Source organism: Streptomyces olivaceoviridis (assembly GCF_014650115.1).
GTDB classification, from domain to species: Bacteria; Actinomycetota; Actinomycetes; order Streptomycetales; family Streptomycetaceae; genus Streptomyces; species Streptomyces olivaceoviridis.
This window is the reverse complement of the sequence record NZ_BMUI01000020.1, coordinates 1-13,082: the sequence shown is the minus strand read 5'-3', so window position 1 is coordinate 13,082 and position 13,082 is coordinate 1. Positions and strand designations below refer to the sequence as shown.

Below are 13,082 nucleotides of genomic sequence, written 5' to 3'. Positions count from 1 at the left end.
CGCCCCGGGTGCGGTTCGGCTGGTCAGCGCCGGTGCTGGTCGCGGACCAGGGAGCACAAGACGACGGCGGCGACAGCCACGGAAATCGCCGTGATGGCGACGGCCGCCAGAAGCGCGGTGAGGACGACGCCACCGACGAGCACCGCCACGACCGTCTTCTGATCGATGGGGAGCGATGGCAGGCCGCGTCGGACCGGTGCCGGGCCGGTCGGGACGTGAGTGTGGGCGGGCGCCGGGGTGGGGTTGTCCGGGTACTTGGGCAGGAACACGGTTGACCTCTCCTTATCTACTCGTCTAGTCATGTGAGCCGTTTACGACGCTCACGCCGGAGCGCGTGCCGGACTCGATGGCGGGGGCGAGGAAGGTGTGCGAGAGCCAGAAGCCGAACAGGGCGATCAGGACGACGATCCAGGTGCGGACGCCGAGGAACTTGATCGCTCCCCAGGCGAAGAAGCCGAGGACGACGACGAGCGGCAGGCTGACGGTCACGGTGGTCCTGGTCCTTTCAGCGGACGGGGCAGCGGTGGGTGCGAGCGGCCAGTTCGGCGGCGGCGCGGCTGTCGTAATCGGCGGAGAAGCCACAGCGCGGAGCGGTGCAGGCCGCGGTGTGCTTCTCACGGCCACGGCCGTCGTAGGAGGTGCCGACCTGGACGGGGCCGATGCGGGTGACGTTGCGGAAGCTGCGGTTGGCGGACACGGGGTCTCCTCTCAGAGGTGGGCGGCGATGGCTTCGGCCATCGGGGCCGGGACGCCGAGGCGGGCGCGGAGGGTTGGGGTGTCGATCGGGGCGCCGGTACGAGCGTGGTGCTCGGCGGCGACCTTGCGGGCGTGGGCGACCAGGGCGGAGGGGACGGGTACGGGCGGGTGCTGCGGTGGTGCCTCGATGACGGGGTGTGCGGGTGGTTCGGGTGCGGCTTCGGACTCGTCCTCCTGGTCCTCGATGACCCCCGGTGCGGGGTCCGTCTTCGGCGCGGTGTGCGCGAGGAGGGTGCCGCCGAGGAAAGCGACGGCGGGCCAGCCCGCGACGAGGATGCGTAGCCAGGCCGGGACGTTGCCGAGGTCGAGGAGGCCGGCGGTGGCGACGTTGGCACCGAGGGAGGCGGCGAGGGCGATGACGAACCAGCACCAGGCCGCCGCTTTGCCATGACCCGAGCGCAGCCGACGCCAGGCGGCGACGAGCAGCAGGTCGACGGAGACGGGGTAGGCCCACGCCTTCCATCCGTCCTGTCCGGCCGCCACGGCGACGTCGTGCAGGTGGGCGAAGGACAGCGCGGCGGCGATGAGCGCTTGGACGAGCACCGCGTCGACGCGGGCCAAGTGGGCGCGCATGATGCGGCTCCTTCCGGAGTCGGGCGGGGGAAGGTCAGTCGGCTACCGGGTGAGGCAGGACGGCCGGGGTCGCGCTCTCGACCGGACGCACGGGCACGTCAGGGCGGAAAGGCTTCAGCGCGGTGAGGTCGGGCACGAGGTTCGCCGCCCTGCGGCAGGTCTCGGCGGCATCGCCCAGGGAGAGGTACGGCGTGCGGATGCGGGACCAGCCGCCGGAGGTGTCACCGGCCACAGCCAGGCCGGGCCGTTCGGGGGCGATGGAGCAGGCGGCCATGACCGCTTCGGGGGCGATGTCGCCGAGCGCCATCTTGGCGGACGCTTCGTCGTTGACCCGATGGCAGACGCGGCCGGTGAGCTGGGCGCGGAGCATGGTCGCGCCCTTGCCGAGTTCAGCGCCGAAGCGTTGCCCGCACACCTCCAGGTACATGCCGGCCGCGCGGCCGAGCTGGGCGAGGCGGATGAGCTGCGTGACCATCTCGTCGCGCCGTTCCTCGTCCTTCCTCGTGGCGACCATAAAGAGTTCGGCCACCTCGTCCACGAACAGCACCACCGGCACCGGGCGTTCGTGTTCAGGCAGGCCCCAGATGTCGGAGGTGATTTCCTCGTCCGGAGTGTCGGGAGCGATGCCCTGCCGGGCCTTGATCAGGTCGTACCGGTCCTCCATTTCCTTGACCAGCACCGGCAGCAGTTCAGCCGCCTGTTCCGGGTCGGTGGCAAGTGCGGAGAGCCGGGGCGCGAAGGGCGCCAGCTCGACACCCCGCTTGCAGTCGGTCCCGACGAGGGCGACCGGCTGAGGAGCGAGTCCGGCGATGAGGTGCCGCAGGTACATGGACTTGCCGGACAGGGTCGCGCCCAGGGTGAGCTGGTGGGGAATGGTGCGGTAGTCGCGTATGAACGGCATGGCGTCCTCTCGCAGTGCGACCGGCACCTTGAGGAAGCCGCCCGCGACCTTGCGCGGCATACGCACCCGCCGTAAGACGTCATAGCCGACAAGCCGCAGCTCGACGACTCCCGGCTTGACGGTCGTGACGTACACGGCGTGAACGCCCCAGGCGTGCCGCAGCCGCTCGGCGGAGGCGGCGACGTCGGCGGGTTCCTGGCCCGGCGCCAAGCGGAGGCGTATCCGCAGCCCTGTCGTGGTGGGTCGGATGAGGCCCCGACGCGGCGGTACGGGCCGGACCTCGCGCTGTGTCATGGCCTTCACGGCAAGCACCCGCAGCCGGGAGGGTGCCACGGTCAGGCCGCACGCCTCCATGACTGAGCCGTACGAGCTGAGCAGCCGGACCGTGGACACCGGCAGGCCGACCGTGGACCAGTACGCCGCCGGGTGCTTGGCCCGGGCGTAGGCGGCCCCGCCGCCGAGCGCGGCGACAGGACCACCCACTTCGAGGAGCGTCGTCAGGTCGGACATCAGGCGACGGCCCCGGTCGTGGCCGGGAAGGCGGCCGGAGTGACGGCGGCAGCGCGGTAGGCGATGCCGTGGCGCTGCTGACCGTTGAAGACGGACTCCCACGGCCGGGCGACGAGGCCCGGCAGCGAGACCGGCGCCCCGAGCGTCAGTCCCTCGGAGATGCCGCCTTCCGGGACGGTGACCTTGATGAGCGAGGACTCGCCGTCCTCGATGTAGACGACGCCAATGGTCATCAGCGCCTCACCGCTGTTGGCGTCCTTGGCGATCTCGCCCGTCTGCCGGTCGCGGACCTTCGGCTCGGGGGCCTCGGTGAGGAGGATCGTCGCTCCGGAGGTCTCCACGCGGATGGTGCGCAAGGCACACTCCTATCTACTCGTCTATACAAGGTGGGTGATGCGAACCCCTTGATCGGGATCACACAGTCACCTTGCCACACCACTCGCCCACTCGTCTATACGAGTAAGCGTGTTGGGGTGTACGAGTTCGGGAGGACGTCCCCGCGCACCACCGCAAATCGTGACGATCAGGTCGCCGGAAGCTGGTACGAGAGGACGTACGCGTCCGCCGCCATCACCGTGTCGCAGACCTCGACGGCCCGGCCCTCGGTGTCGAAGGCCGTCCGGATGAGATGGATGACCGGGACGCCAGCGGCCAGTCGGAGCGTCTTGACCTCTGCGGGCGAGGGCATCCGGGCGCGGATCTCTTCCTCGAAGTGGTCGAGGTGGTGGCCCAGTTCTTCGAGGCGGGCGTAGATGCCACCGGGGCCCGGGTTGGGTTCGGCGATGGGGGTCCCGCGGGCGATGTCGAGCGGGAGGTACGAGGTGGCGAACTCGACCGGCTTCCCGTCGAGCAGGTACCGGCGCCGACGCGCGAGAACTCGCCGCACGGACCCGAGCCGAGTGGAGATGTCCTGGCTGGCCTTCTCTTCCTTGACCTCCAGGCTGTCCACCTGGGGGTGACTGCCGGCCGCGTCGGCCTCCACGATGAACGCGGACTTCCCTTGCTCCCTGTGTCGCCGGGCGAAGCGGTCGGAGGCGAGCCGTCGCACGGGCGGTCGTGGTCGTACGAAGACGCCCCTGCCGTGCTCGGCGTGCACCAGGCCCTCACCCTGGAGGATGGAGAAGGCGTTGCGGACCGTCATCCGGGAAACCCCGAAGTGGTCAACAAGGTCGGCTTCCGAGGGCAGCTTCTCGCCCTCGCGGAATCGCCCACGGTCGATGGCCTCGCGCAGTTGGTCGGCGATCTGCCGGAAGACCGCACGATCGCTCGTGGGGTCGAGATCACCGAGGAGGCCCGAAGAAAGAGGGCTCACGTGAGTACTCCTTTAGGTATCTAGACGAGTGGGCGAGTGTTGTTGCTACGGTGGAGAGCCTAGTCAGCCGAGAGGGCCGAGGAACGTGAGTACTGAACGCCCGCACTCTGTGAGCGTCGCCGGGGTCGTCGTGGACGACCAAGGCCGGGCCCTCCTGATCCAGCGCCGGGACAATGGCCACTGGGAGCCGCCGGGCGGTGTCCTCGAACGCGAGGAGACCATCCCGGAAGCCCTCCAGCGCGAAGTCCTCGAAGAGACCGGAATCAAGATCGCCCTTCCGGCGACACTGACCGGCGTCTACAAGAACATGAAGGGCCTGATCGTCTCGCTGGTCTTCCGCTGTGAAGCCGCCGACGGTGTGCCCACCACCGGTGATGAGACCCGCGCACTGCGCTGGGCCACCCGCGAAGAGGTCACCGAGCTTGCCGACGAGGCCTACGCGATCCGCGTCCTGGACGCACTCGACGCAACGACCCCGCCGGCCATCCGCGCCCACGACGGCGTGAAACTCGTCTAGCCCGAACCCGCTGCACATAGCGGCCTACCAGCACGAAGGAACTTGTATGCACGAGTATACGAGTACAGCCCGGGTCTGGGGGCTGAGTTGCCCAGGATTCCCGGAAGAAGTGAGCCGGGCCCGCCGCTGGACCCGGGACATCCTGCGCGACTCCCCTCTGGCGGACGACGCCGAGCTGATCGTGAGCGAGCTGAGCGCAAACGCGATTCTTCACACGGCGAGCGGACGGGAGCACGGCAGCTTCCACCTGGCCGTCGCGGTCTCCGCTCAAGTGGTCGCCGTCTCGGTAACGGACGACGGCGGCACGACCACGGCTCCGAAGGTCGAGCACCAGGACCAGGACGCCGAGCACGGCCGGGGACTGGGCATGGTCAGCGCGATCGCCCATCGAGTCGTCGTGCACGACAGCGACCAGGGTCACACGGTCACCGCGGAGCTGTTTGCGGACACCCGACTGGGAGGCCACCCATGCTGAAGCCGCCTCAGTGGGGCTACTGGTGCGAGTGCTGGACCGAGGACCTGACCGAGCAGCGGGGGCCGGCACTGCTGGCATCGTTCGACGCCTACTCGGCACCCCAGGCCGACCGTTGGGTAGCGGTCGCGCTCCGCACGATCTCACCGGCCCTGGACGCGGACGCCTCAGACGAAGCGTGGGAGTGGCTGTACGAGGGCCGCATCGAGACCCGCCGAGCCCTGTTGCGCTCCGAGCCGTGCACGGTGTCAGTGACCCACGCCAAGACCCGCATCACCTGGACGATCCGACCCGTGCTCTTCCTGCCACTCGCGCACCGCCAGGCAGCCGAACTTCCCGCATGTGCGTACGACTTCAAGCCCCGCCCGACAGACTGAGTTACAACTTTCTCTACTGGTTCAAGGCGGCTCGCTCCGCTCCCCGCGCGCGGCCCGGCCCCCGGCCGGGCCTGCGCTCCTGTCTCCGCCCCGCTCCAGCCCGGCCGGCGCCCGCGCCGCGCGCACAGCAATCAGCCGCTTGCCGTGAGAGAAGGGGTACGTCGTGGCTGGGGCGGTTGGCTCCACGGCTTTACGGAGCCACTTTGGCGCGAGCCTCGAAGATCATGGCCCCAACGTCGTGCTTTACCGGGCAGGTCCACAGACTGCCCGACACGCCGGAAGCTTACGGGGCCATGATCACTCGCGCCAAAGCAGCGCCACCCCAAAGCCGTTCCACCAACCTTTCGTCGTTGCCTTGCCCGCTGACTAGCTTCGGGTCGACTCGGTGTGCGATTGCGAGTTGGAGTGGAACCATAACGGGCAGTGTCGACGTTTTGGGTTACGCGATGGTGGTGTCTTCCTATGCTAAGTCGTTCGAAATCTGAAGCCCCTGGGGGGTCAAGTGGGTCCTGCGATCGTGGAGTTGGCGGAACAGGCGTGGCCGTACCTGTCGACGGCAGTGAGTGCCTATGGGGTGGGTGTCCTGACCCGTGCCGAGGATGCCGCAGTGGAGGCGACGGCGAATCTGGGGCGACGGATCCTGCAGGCGGTGTGGCGTCAGCGCGGCGAGCAGGGCCGGGCCGAGTTGGAGGCCGCGGTGCAGGACGTAGCTGCCGATCTGAAAGACGGGGACGCGGCAGCGGCACTACGCCAGCAGGTCAAGCGAGCCCTCAGGGAGGATGCGGAGTTGCGGGAGGAGTTGGCGGAGATGCTGTCGGCCGCCGGTGCCGGACCGGTGAACGTGACGGCGTCCGGTGAGCGCTCGATCGCGGCGCAGACCATCGGTACGGCCGTCACCGGGGACAACGTCACGCTCAGGCCGTGAACATGGAGCCCCTGTCTGTGCACGGCGGCCCGCAGGCCACGGGCGAACGGTCGGTGGCGGCCAGCAGCATTGGTGTGGCCATCACCGGGGACAACGCACGTGTGATCATGCTGCCGCCAGAAGCGGCGCAACGCGCGCAGGAGGTGAGTGCACCACCGGGCCTGGCGAACCTGCCGGGATCGCCATCCGGGCTGTTCGTCGGCCGTGACGAAGAAGTCAGACGGCTCCGCCAGATGCTGGCCCGCGAAGGCGAGGCTGCGGTCACCCAGCTCACCTCGGGCGTGCAGGCGATCCATGGTCTGGGCGGCATCGGCAAAAGCGCGCTGGCCCTGCACTACGCCCACCGGTACCGGAACTCGTACACGCTGGTGTGGTGGATCAATGCCGCAACGGCCGAGCAGACCATCACAGACCTAGCATCCCTAGCCGGGAGCCTGTGCCAAGACTGGGCGGCATCAGCGCCCTTGGAACAGCGGGCGGCGTGGGCGATGCTGTGGCTGCAATGGCATACGGGCTGGCTACTGATTTTCGACAACGTCGAGGACCCGGGTGTCCTGCGACATTACCTCGGGACTCTCCCAGGCGGTCATCATCTCGCCACGAGCCGCCGGGCCACCGGCTGGCACGCCATCGCCCCCACGATGCCCCTGGGCCTGCTCGACCCCGCCCCAGCCGCCGAGTTGCTGTGCGCTATTGCCTTCGACGGGCAGCCGCACACTACCGCTCAGCGTCGGCAGGCCGAAGAACTGGCAAGGAATCTGGGGTACCTGCCGCTGGCTCTGGAACAGGCCGGCGCCTACTTGCATCAGACCGGCACCGACATCGACGCGTACCGCCGCGCTCTTGGGCTGATGCTCGCCAAGGGCGCCGATGGCATCAGCGCCGAGCGCACCATCGCCCGCATCTGGACCCAGACTCTGACGGTGATCGCGGGCCGCGATCCGCTGGCCGTCACCCTGCTGGACACCATGGCATGGACAGCCCCGGACGACATCCCCCGCACTCTGCTGGCCTCCCTGGCGCCCGACCCGGTGGCCGTGGACGAAGCGCTGGGGGTCCTGCACGCCTACAACATGATCTCCTTCACCGCCGATCGGCAGGGCGTCAACGTTCACCGCCTGATACAGACGGTCCTGCGTGCCCAGACCGCCGCCGAGCCCGGTATGTACCTCTCCGGCCGGCGGGAGGTCGAAGAGGCTGTGCGTGAGGCGCTCCCGGATGAGGACGGCTTTGCGACGGAGCAGACCATGCAGTGGGAACGCCTGCTCCCCCATGTCATCGCTCTGGCCGAATCCACACCACCAAACAATCCCGCTTCCAGCGAGACTGCCGACGCCTATCACGCTGCCGCGCAGTTCCTATACCGGCAGGGCCGCGACGCCCACACCATTCTTCTGCGCATGAACGCACTCGCCTTGTACGAGCAGGTTTTGGGTGACACCCACCCCATCACCCTGGCCAGTCGCCACAACCTTGCAATCGCCTTCCGGGCAGCAGGAAACCTGGAGCAGGCCACTCCCCTGCTGGAGGCCATGGTCGCCCAGTACGAGCAGACCTTGGGTGATACCCACCCCGTCACCCTGATCAGCCGCAACAACCTCGCGGGCGCCTACCGGGCGGCGGGAGATCTTGGGCGGGCCATCCCTCTGCTGGAGACCACCGTGGCCCAGTACGAGCAGACCTTGGGCGACACCCACCCCGACACCCTCACCAGCCGCAACAACCTCGCCTACGTCTACGAGTCGGCCGGAGACCTCGGGCGGGCCATCCCCCTGCTGGAAGCCACCCTGGCCCAGCGCGAGCAGGTCCTGGGCGACACCCACCCCGACACCCTCACCAGCCGCAACAACCTCGCCTACGTCTACGAGTCGGCCGGAGACCTCGGGCGGGCCATCCCTCTGTACGAGACCACCCTGGCCCAGCGCGAGCAGACCTTGGGCGACACCCACCCCGATACCCTGGCCAGCCGCAACAACCTCGCGGGCGCCTACGAGTCGGCGGGAGATCTCGGGCGGGCCATCCCCCTGCTGGAAGCCACCGTGGCCCAGTACGAGCAGGTCCTGGGCGACACCCACCCCGACACCCTGATCAGCCGCAACAACCTCGCGGGCGCCTATGAGTCGGCCGGAGACCTCGGGCGGGCCATCACCCTGTACGAGACCACCCTGGCCCAGTACGAGCAGGTCCTGGGCAACACCCACCCGAACACCCTGATCAGCCGCAACAACCTCGCCTACGTCTACCAGGTGGCCGGAGACCTCGGGCGGGCCATCCCTCTGTACGAGACCACCCTGGCCCAGCGCGAGCAGGTCCTGGGCGACACCCACCCCGACACCCTCACCAGCCGCAACAACCTCGCGGGCGCCTACGAGTCGGCCGGAGACCTCGGGCGGGCCATCCCCCTGCTGGAAGCCACCCTGGCCCAGCGCGAGCAGGTCCTGGGCAACACCCACCCCGACACCCTGATCAGCCGCAACAACCTCGCCTACGTCTACGAGTCGGCCGGAGACCTCGGGCGGGCCATCCCTCTGTACGAGACCACCCTGGCCCAGCGCGAGCAGGTCCTGGGCAACACCCACCCCGACACCCGCACCAGCGCGCGTCAAATGGCCAAGGCTGTACAGCAGAGAAATACAGCAACCTCAGCAACCGACCCTGACGATGGACCACTCCGAGAAGCCAGGTAATGGCCTCCGTAACCCTTAGCGACGGATCTCTGCAGAGCTACGGATCAGAAGGTTGCAGGTTCGAATCCTGCCGAGTGCACAGCACGCCAGAGGCCCTGTGGATCACTCCACTGGGCCTCTGGATTTTCCTTGACGGCTGTGTTTGACGGCAACCGCCTCGGAGGGCGTGGCGCGGTGGATCAAGGCGGCCCGCCTGCGGTGGGCCGCGCGCGCTGGCGGCCCGTGGCCGCCGCCGCTCCGGCGGCCCCCCGCCGAGCCGGTCGACCAGGCCAGGAGGAAACCCGACCTCCCCGAGCACCAGGACCAGGCCGACGCCGACCATGCGTGACCACACCGCCCAACCGGCCACCGTTCAAGCCGGATGAATCGCAGAGCCGCAGGCAGTGCCCATACGTCATGCAGCGCTGACGACGCTCCGGCCGGAATGGGACCGAGGACCGTGACGCATTGAAGAAGCGTGGTCGAGGCCGGCGGGTGGTCGCTGGAAACACACGTGACGGGTGCTCGTTCGGCGCACCCGCCGTCGTGGCTGACTTTCGGTGGCTCAGGTCAGAACTCCTCTCCAACTCGACAACGAGGAACCGGGGTTCCAGCAGCACCCGCATACGAGCACGCCAACCGCCCCGGTACCATCGGCACCGGGGTCCTGACCAGGGATTCCGCGACCGGGCCACCCTGAATGCTGTCCAGGCGGAGGGGTGGTCCGGTCTTCTGCTTGTGGGTCTACGGCTCAGCTCAGGGCCTTACCGACCTCGTAGATCGTGGGCCTGTCCTCGGGCGCCGGACTGAGCATGGCGTCGATCAGTTCGCCCAGCTCGCCATGCACCTTCACAGGCCGGCGCTTGCCGCTCGCGACGGCTTGTCTCTGCTCGCGGCGCGGTGCGTCGTCCGGGTACTCGACGGCCCGCCAGCCCGTGGCGGAAATGAGCAGGGACGCGCCGAGCGCATAGATGTCCGCTTTCTGCGTAGGCTGCGCCTCTCCGGTCGCAAGCACGCTTCGCGCGATCTCCGGCGCCTCGTAGTGGACGAGGCAGCCGCGGAACGGGAAGTCGTACCCCTTGGGGACGTGTCCGCCGCGCGCCAAGGCCAGGTCGATGAGGTGCGTGCGCTCCGGGCCGATGATGAAGTGTGCGGGCTGCACGTCGCCGTGGGCCCAGCCCTTGCCATGTAGCTCGGCCAGCGCCTCTACGCAGCCGAGGGCCGCGCCGGTATGAGGTTCCGTACGAGAGTCCGGCTCACGACAGGGTTTCCACAGCTCGTACAGGTCGGGCCCTTCGTGCCACGGCTGGAAGTTCCAGGTGCCCAGCTCCCATTCGCCGTACGCGAAGTCATCGAGGCCGAGTCGGTGCAGCACGGCCCCTTCGCGCGCGGGGGCAAGTGCCGTCCATGGCTGTGCGGGCCATTCGGCCGTGGCCTCGATCGGGTAACCGACCTTCACGGCGTACTGCCCCCGATGGCTTTCGATCTCCCAGACCATCGAGCCCCGACGATTGACGACCAGGCGCTGAGCCTTGGGCATCAGTGCGTCGAGCACGACGATCGGCAGTTCAGGGGGTGTCCCGGACAACGTCTGTTCTCCTTCCGGGCGGCGCGGCCGACCCCGCATCGAGGCCGGCCGCGCCGCTGGTGTCGTGTCGCTACGCCTGACCGTACGGACGGCCGCAGTCCGCGTCGCACTGCGCGAGGTTCGTGCCGTCCACGGTCCAGAGGTCGTCGAAGACCATGAACCCGGCCGCCTTCATCGCGTGTGCGGACGCGGCGACCTTCTTCGGGTCACGGGGCCCTCCCCCCGGCATGGGGTTGTGGTGGAGGAAGCGGCCCGCATACCGGTCGCAGAGCGCGGCGTACTCCTTCGTGTGCAGGATGAGTGCGTGCAGACCGAGGTCCACGTCGTCGGACGGGACCATGGGGACGGTCGCGGTCGCGGCGGTGACCACGAAGGCCACCGCCTGGTCCGCGATCCGCTCGGCCCGTTCGCGGGACTGCCCGTTGTGGACGATCACGAAGTGGGTGAGGCTGTCGAACAGTTCCTCACCAGCCACCGCGCGACCGGTTTTCTGGTCGTTGGCCGTTGCCGTCATGCGAATACTCCTTGAGTGTCGCTGTGCTCTGGCACTTGCGCCCGCATCGGTCGCCGAGGCACGGCCTATGGCGACCGGGGGATGGAAGGCCGACCCCGAACGGGGAAGGGGGAGCCAGGGAAGGTGGCACCCCGTTCGGGGCGGCCGGTCTACTGGCTGGTTCCGAGGGCCATGCCGATCACCAGGCCACACGATCCGCTGATCATGATGATGAACAGGACCCCGGCATACCGGCCGATGGCGCGCATCACAGGCCGTCCCGGCTGTTGCCGTTCTTGATGGCCAGGCGGGCGCTCAGTTCTTCCCGCGCGGTCGGGGCCACCACGTTGTCCGGCAAGGCATCCCACTCGACGCCGCCGCCGACGGGCCTTATCTGCACCCGGGCGCCGACCTCGCCCATGACGACGCCGATACGTCCACTGGCAGTGTCCTTCGCCAGTTCACCGATGCCTGGTCTGGTCTGCTGATTGCTCGCCATGCGGACGAGCATCCTGCCGCTCATCAGGACGTCGAAACCTCCGACAAACCCCACTTCGGGACGTCCCGCGTCGGGTAGAACGTCCCTAGTGCCGTCCCCGGCTGTTAGGAGAGATTGGGATGCCGAACGAGAGGTTACGTGCTGCCATGGCGGCCGGCGGCTGGACGTACGCCGCCCTTGCGGACAAGGTCGACGTCGACCCCAAGTCCGTTGAACGGTGGGTCAATCTAGGGCGTACGCCGCGCCGTGCCACGGCCATGCTGGCAGCGGAAATACTAGGAGAAGACGTGCACGCTCTATGGCCCGCGCTCCGGCAGGCACGCCCTGCCCGCGCTGTCAGTCCGGAACTTGTGGCTCTCTACGACCAGCGGGCGGACATCCCCGTGTCCACCTTCGTGGACATGCTGACCCAGGCGCGCGAGCACATCGACGTGCTGGTGTACGCCGCCGTCTTCCTGCACGAGGCGTACCCGCGGCTCAACGACTTGTTGCGAGAGCGAGCGGACGACGGGTGTGCGGTCCGTATCGCGATCGGCGACCCGGACAGTACGAATGTCCAACAGCGCGGCGCAGAGGAGAGGTTCGGCCACGGGATCGAGTCCCGTTGCCGACTCGCCCTCATGCACTACCGCCCGCTTGCCGGGGTACCTGGCATCGAGGTGCGCACCCATGCCACCACGCTCTACAACTCGATCTATCGTGCGGATGACCAAGCACTGGTCAATGCCCATGTCTGGGGCGTGAACGCCTACGGTGCTCCCGTGTGGCATCTCCGGCGCAGCGGGAAGGGCGGCATGTTCGACACCTACGCCAGCAGCTTCGACGCGGTGTGGGAAACCGCGACGCCGGTACGAGAAGGGTGACCATGGCACGGACCGAGTACTACGACGACCCAGCGGCACCGGAGCCGAACACCCTGGTGGTTGCCGCGTCCGCCGTGGTCACCGACGACGAAGGACGCATACTTCTTCAGCGCCGCAGGGATAACGATCTGTGGGCGCTACCTGGTGGCGGCATGGAGATGACCGACTCACTCCCAGGAACGGCCGTCCGCGAGGTGAAGGAAGAAACCGGACTGGACGTAGAGATCACCGGGCTCGTGGGCACGTACACCGACCCTCGCCACATCATCGCCTACTCGGACGGTGAGGTGCGCAGGCAGTTCAACGTCTGCTTCACCGCCCGTGCGGTCGGGGGCCGGCTCGCGATCTCGGACGAGTCTACGGAGCTGGCGTTCGTCCATCCGGATGAGATTGATCAACTGCCGATGCACCACACGCAGCGGCTCCGGATCCGTCACTTCTTGGAGCACCGTGAGCGGCCATATCTCGGCTGATCGAACCTGGGACACCCGCTTCAGGAGTTCGATCCGATCCCGTTCCAGCTGCTGTCGACGGCTGGTGCGAGGGCCAGACAGAGATGCTGGTGTACGTCCCCGGAGCCTGACCCCGGATCTTGGACATCAGAGACACTTGGATCTTGAGGATCTGAGG

17 protein-coding genes are annotated in these 13,082 nt (G+C 68.2%); 7 read left to right on the top strand and 10 right to left on the bottom strand.

Annotation, left to right across the window (positions count from 1 at the left end; translation table 11 throughout):
• Nucleotides 1-23: 23 nt before the first annotated feature.
• From IE273_RS30510 to IE273_RS30480, 7 genes are all read right to left on the bottom strand, one after another.
• The gene (locus IE273_RS30510) at nucleotides 24-269 is read right to left on the bottom strand and encodes a SpdD protein (protein ID WP_189818405.1); all 246 of its coding nucleotides are present in this window, start codon (nucleotides 267-269) and stop codon (nucleotides 24-26) included.
• Between the two features lie 25 nt (nucleotides 270-294).
• Entirely contained in the window at nucleotides 295-489 is a 195-nt protein-coding gene (locus IE273_RS30505; RefSeq protein WP_030992098.1) for a hypothetical protein, read from the bottom strand.
• Between the two features lie 16 nt (nucleotides 490-505).
• Nucleotides 506-697 carry a mobile element transfer protein gene (locus tag IE273_RS30500; RefSeq protein WP_086698316.1) on the bottom strand — a complete coding sequence of 64 codons (192 nt, stop codon included), beginning with the start codon at nucleotides 695-697 and terminating at the stop codon, nucleotides 506-508.
• Nucleotides 698-708: 11 nt separating this feature from the next.
• Nucleotides 709-1,329 carry a DUF2637 domain-containing protein gene (locus tag IE273_RS30495; RefSeq protein ID WP_189818404.1) on the bottom strand — a complete coding sequence of 207 codons (621 nt, stop codon included), beginning with the start codon at nucleotides 1,327-1,329 and terminating at the stop codon, nucleotides 709-711.
• A 34-nt stretch (nucleotides 1,330-1,363) separates the two neighbouring features.
• On the bottom strand, nucleotides 1,364-2,740 hold the full coding sequence (locus tag IE273_RS30490; RefSeq protein ID WP_189818403.1) for an FtsK/SpoIIIE domain-containing protein: 1,377 nt from the start codon (nucleotides 2,738-2,740) through the stop codon (nucleotides 1,364-1,366).
• Entirely contained in the window at nucleotides 2,740-3,096 is a 357-nt protein-coding gene (locus tag IE273_RS30485) for an SCO3933 family regulatory protein (RefSeq protein ID WP_059263711.1), read from the bottom strand. The genes IE273_RS30490 and IE273_RS30485 overlap by 1 nt, the downstream gene beginning before the upstream one ends.
• A gap of 167 nt (nucleotides 3,097-3,263) precedes the next feature.
• A complete protein-coding gene (locus IE273_RS30480) occupies nucleotides 3,264-4,052 on the bottom strand; it encodes a GntR family transcriptional regulator (protein ID WP_059263712.1) in 789 nt (262 codons plus the stop codon).
• A 109-nt stretch (nucleotides 4,053-4,161) separates the two neighbouring features.
• Here IE273_RS30480 and IE273_RS30475 point away from each other — a divergent pair, with 109 nt between their 5' ends.
• From IE273_RS30475 to fxsT, 5 genes are all read left to right on the top strand, one after another.
• Nucleotides 4,162-4,569 (top strand): NUDIX hydrolase, encoded by a 408-nt coding sequence (locus tag IE273_RS30475; protein ID WP_189818515.1) that lies wholly within the window; start codon nucleotides 4,162-4,164, stop codon nucleotides 4,567-4,569.
• A 46-nt stretch (nucleotides 4,570-4,615) separates the two neighbouring features.
• Nucleotides 4,616-5,044, top strand: a complete 429-nt coding sequence (locus IE273_RS30470; RefSeq protein ID WP_189818402.1) for an ATP-binding protein — start codon at nucleotides 4,616-4,618, stop codon at nucleotides 5,042-5,044.
• Nucleotides 5,038-5,418: a hypothetical protein gene (locus tag IE273_RS30465; RefSeq protein ID WP_189818401.1), complete on the top strand. Its 381-nt coding sequence runs from the start codon at nucleotides 5,038-5,040 to the stop codon at nucleotides 5,416-5,418. The genes IE273_RS30470 and IE273_RS30465 overlap by 7 nt, the downstream gene beginning before the upstream one ends.
• 517 nt (nucleotides 5,419-5,935) lie before the next feature.
• Complete coding sequence (locus IE273_RS30460; RefSeq protein ID WP_308437073.1) at nucleotides 5,936-6,343, top strand: hypothetical protein; 408 nt, start codon at nucleotides 5,936-5,938, stop codon at nucleotides 6,341-6,343.
• A 2-nt stretch (nucleotides 6,344-6,345) separates the two neighbouring features.
• Nucleotides 6,346-9,030, top strand: coding sequence for an FxSxx-COOH system tetratricopeptide repeat protein (gene fxsT / locus IE273_RS30455; RefSeq protein ID WP_229887728.1), 2,685 nt, complete (start codon nucleotides 6,346-6,348; stop codon nucleotides 9,028-9,030).
• 730 nt (nucleotides 9,031-9,760) lie between these two features.
• On the opposite strand, the gene IE273_RS30450 is transcribed toward fxsT, so the two are convergent.
• The 3 genes from IE273_RS30450 to IE273_RS30440 form a co-directional block, all read right to left on the bottom strand.
• Nucleotides 9,761-10,597 carry a protein kinase domain-containing protein gene (locus IE273_RS30450; RefSeq protein ID WP_189818399.1) on the bottom strand — a complete coding sequence of 279 codons (837 nt, stop codon included), beginning with the start codon at nucleotides 10,595-10,597 and terminating at the stop codon, nucleotides 9,761-9,763.
• A 70-nt stretch (nucleotides 10,598-10,667) separates the two neighbouring features.
• Nucleotides 10,668-11,111 (bottom strand): glycine-rich domain-containing protein, encoded by a 444-nt coding sequence (locus tag IE273_RS30445; protein WP_189818398.1) that lies wholly within the window; start codon nucleotides 11,109-11,111, stop codon nucleotides 10,668-10,670.
• A 247-nt stretch (nucleotides 11,112-11,358) separates the two neighbouring features.
• Nucleotides 11,359-11,601 (bottom strand): hypothetical protein, encoded by a 243-nt coding sequence (locus tag IE273_RS30440; protein ID WP_018384534.1) that lies wholly within the window; start codon nucleotides 11,599-11,601, stop codon nucleotides 11,359-11,361.
• Between the two features lie 107 nt (nucleotides 11,602-11,708).
• Between IE273_RS30440 and IE273_RS30435 the strand changes: the two genes are divergently transcribed.
• Nucleotides 11,709-12,452 (top strand): helix-turn-helix domain-containing protein, encoded by a 744-nt coding sequence (locus IE273_RS30435; protein WP_189818397.1) that lies wholly within the window; start codon nucleotides 11,709-11,711, stop codon nucleotides 12,450-12,452.
• A gap of 2 nt (nucleotides 12,453-12,454) precedes the next feature.
• A complete protein-coding gene (locus tag IE273_RS30430; protein ID WP_189818396.1) occupies nucleotides 12,455-12,925 on the top strand; it encodes an NUDIX domain-containing protein in 471 nt (156 codons plus the stop codon).
• Nucleotides 12,926-13,082 lie beyond the last annotated feature (157 nt).

What these genes read in the sequence shown, in the direction of transcription:
- IE273_RS30495 (WP_189818404.1), bottom strand. Translation starts at nt 1,329, where the DNA reads ATGCGCGCCCACTTGGCCCGCGTCGACGCGGTGCTCGTCCAAGCGCTC.
- IE273_RS30490 (WP_189818403.1), bottom strand. Translation starts at nt 2,740, where the DNA reads ATGTCCGACCTGACGACGCTCCTCGAAGTGGGTGGTCCTGTCGCCGCG.
- IE273_RS30470 (WP_189818402.1), top strand. Translation starts at nt 4,616, where the DNA reads ATGCACGAGTATACGAGTACAGCCCGGGTCTGGGGGCTGAGTTGCCCA.
- IE273_RS30465 (WP_189818401.1), top strand. Translation starts at nt 5,038, where the DNA reads ATGCTGAAGCCGCCTCAGTGGGGCTACTGGTGCGAGTGCTGGACCGAG.
- fxsT (WP_229887728.1), top strand. Translation starts at nt 6,346, where the DNA reads ATGGAGCCCCTGTCTGTGCACGGCGGCCCGCAGGCCACGGGCGAACGG.
- IE273_RS30445 (WP_189818398.1), bottom strand. Translation starts at nt 11,111, where the DNA reads ATGACGGCAACGGCCAACGACCAGAAAACCGGTCGCGCGGTGGCTGGT.
- IE273_RS30440 (WP_018384534.1), bottom strand. Translation starts at nt 11,601, where the DNA reads ATGCTCGTCCGCATGGCGAGCAATCAGCAGACCAGACCAGGCATCGGT.
- IE273_RS30435 (WP_189818397.1), top strand. Translation starts at nt 11,709, where the DNA reads ATGCCGAACGAGAGGTTACGTGCTGCCATGGCGGCCGGCGGCTGGACG.
- IE273_RS30430 (WP_189818396.1), top strand. Translation starts at nt 12,455, where the DNA reads ATGGCACGGACCGAGTACTACGACGACCCAGCGGCACCGGAGCCGAAC.